Raw genomic sequence first — 2536 nt, 5'->3', positions numbered from 1 at the left:
GTATATATGAATCAATTTGTAACTTTAATTGATTCTGTTATCAAGTTTCCAAATAAGCCAATTTCGGAGTTGTCATTGTGTGACGAAAATGAAAAAAGTAGGGTATTAAGCTATTCTAAGGGTCTGAATATTTCGATTGAATTCAATTCCATATTCGATCAATTTGAACATCAAGTAAATAATAGGCCAGAAGATATAGCAATTGTCTCTGAAGAAAAAACAGTGACTTACTGTGAATTATCAAATAATGTATCAAAAATTGAATCCTTCTTAGTTCGTCAAGGAATTAAAGAAGGGGATAGGATTATATTGTTATTTGACAAAAATATTGAGTTAATTGCTAGTATGCTTGCTTCTATAAAACTAGGTTGTACTTATGTCCCAGTTGATAAGAAGTTTAGTAAAGAACGGTTGTTATTTATAATAGAAGATTCGAATGCCCGAATTATATTATCGGATTCTAATACAGTAAATGTTTCAGAGTTAAGAAGTTTTAACGTTAGGAAGGTAATTTCTACTCAAGATATTTACTTATCAGATACAAAACCTAAAAAAATCAATAATGAGATTCAATATATTTTATATACTTCTGGAACAACTGGAAATCCTAAGGGGGTACTTGTAAAGGAAAAATCTGTAATCAATTTGGTTAACTTTTTATACAATGAAATTTATCATAAATATCAAGGAGCCAATATTGGCTTAATTGCAAATCCAATATTTGATGCTTCAGTACAACAAATTTTTACTTCATTAATGTTTGGATCTTCCTTGTATCTTATTGATGACAGTTTAAAATATATCCCCAAAAAATTATATAATTACATTAACGAAAATAATATAAGAATTATAGATGGTACCCCATCTTATATAGACTTGTTAGTGGGGCAATACGAGTCAAATAGTTTAAATGTAGATTTGTATGTAATTGGCGGAGAAAATCTAACCTCCAAAGTATTGGGACAGATTTATAGAGCTTCGCCTAGCTCAACTGTATATAATGTTTATGGGCCTACTGAGGCAACCGTCGATTCAACGTTTTATAAATGTGGAAGAAAGGATATCGAACTAAGTAGAATTCCAATCGGCAAGCCTATTTATAATGTCGAGGTGAAAATAAAAAATGATAATCAAATTTGTGGAATCGGGCAAATTGGAGAAATCGTTATTTCAGGAGAAGGGCTATCATTGGGTTACACTAATTTAGACTTAAATAAAGATGTATTTAGAAAAACAGATGATGTAGTTGAATATTTCACTGGAGATTTAGGTTATTGGAATTCTGAGGGGAATATGATTACCATAGGCCGAAGAGATTCACAAATAAAATTAAATGGATATAGGATTGAATTAGAAGAAATAGATAAATGCTTATCAAATATTAAAGGAGTAGTTGCTTCTCATAGTTTGGTCGAGAAAAAGAATATCTATAGTTTCGTAGTATCCAACAAAAGCTTATCATCTGCATATTGTAAAGAAATTTTAGCTGAAAAGTTACCATATTACATGATTCCTAGAGATATCATTCATCTTGATGGACTACCTATGACTTTTAGTGGAAAGGTTGACACTAATCAATTAAAAGAATTTGTTATGGAAAGACATGAACAAATAGTTCTGTTCCTGAAAAGATAGTGCAGATATGACTGATTCAGAAAGTAAAGTAGTTAAAGCATATAGAACAATTTTTCAAGATGAGAAAATAAGTTTATCAGATAATTTTTTTAACTTAGGTGGAGATTCTATTCAAGCTATTCGCATTATTTCTTTATTAAGTGATTATAATATAAAAGTGGCTGATATATTGAGTTACCCTATTTTAAAAGACCTTTCAAAATTTATACAAAAAAATAGTAATTATATCCCACAAGATGAGGTTGTAGGAGAAGTGGAATTACTTCCAAGTCATAGAAGGTTTAGTGAGTCAATTAGTCAATCCGTTATTAATCATTTTAATCAGTCATTATTAATCAAATCAAATGAAAAATTAGATTTGAACTTAGTTAATCGTGTTTACCATACTTTATTGAGACATCACGATTCGTTAAGGATTAGCTATAATTATGGTGAAAATTTTTCAACTTTATTAGATTATAAAGAATTAAAAAATAAGCAAAATATTATTTTGATAAAATGTAGAAAAAGTGAGATGGAAAGTTATGCAACAAAAGAGCATCAAACTTTATCACTAAAAGATGGTCTTGTGTTCAAAATAGTTGTTTTCGATACTGAAGAAGGAGAATTTTTATTATTTATACTCCATCATTTACCTCAGATGCTGTTACACTAAGAATATTGTTTGATGATTTTAGAAATCTATATTCGCATAATAATGATTTAACGTCACTGCCGTTGAAGACTGTTTCTGTAAAACAGTTTGCTAGTGAACTAAGAGATAAAAGCATTATTGATTTATCAGAAGATATGGAATTCTGGGAAGAAAATCAAATCACATTTGATAATTCAGAGTATTTACCATGTAAATACTCTGAAGCTAAAAAAATGGAAGTGAAAATTGATCAAGCATTAATAAATA

3 protein-coding genes are annotated in these 2536 nt (G+C 28.9%); all 3 read left to right on the top strand.

Going from position 1 to position 2536, the window contains the following annotated elements:
- Positions 1–1635: amino acid adenylation domain-containing protein (locus HMPREF0849_RS00010; protein WP_232202890.1), on the top strand; the 1635-nt coding region annotated here is incomplete at its 5' end.
- Between the two features lie 7 nt (positions 1636–1642).
- The gene (locus tag HMPREF0849_RS00005) at positions 1643–2290 is read left to right on the top strand and encodes a condensation domain-containing protein (protein WP_009013448.1); all 648 of its coding nucleotides are present in this window, start codon (positions 1643–1645) and stop codon (positions 2288–2290) included.
- A gap of 5 nt (positions 2291–2295) precedes the next feature.
- A partial coding sequence (locus HMPREF0849_RS10610) for a hypothetical protein (RefSeq protein WP_009013447.1) occupies positions 2296–2536 on the top strand: 241 nt, incomplete at its 3' end.

The sequence above is a fragment of the Streptococcus sp. C300 genome, assembly GCF_000187645.1.
Taxonomy (GTDB): Bacteria; Bacillota; Bacilli; order Lactobacillales; family Streptococcaceae; genus Streptococcus; species Streptococcus oralis_CQ.
Note: the sequence above shows the minus strand (reverse complement) of the source record. Positions and strands in the feature narration are given on the sequence as shown.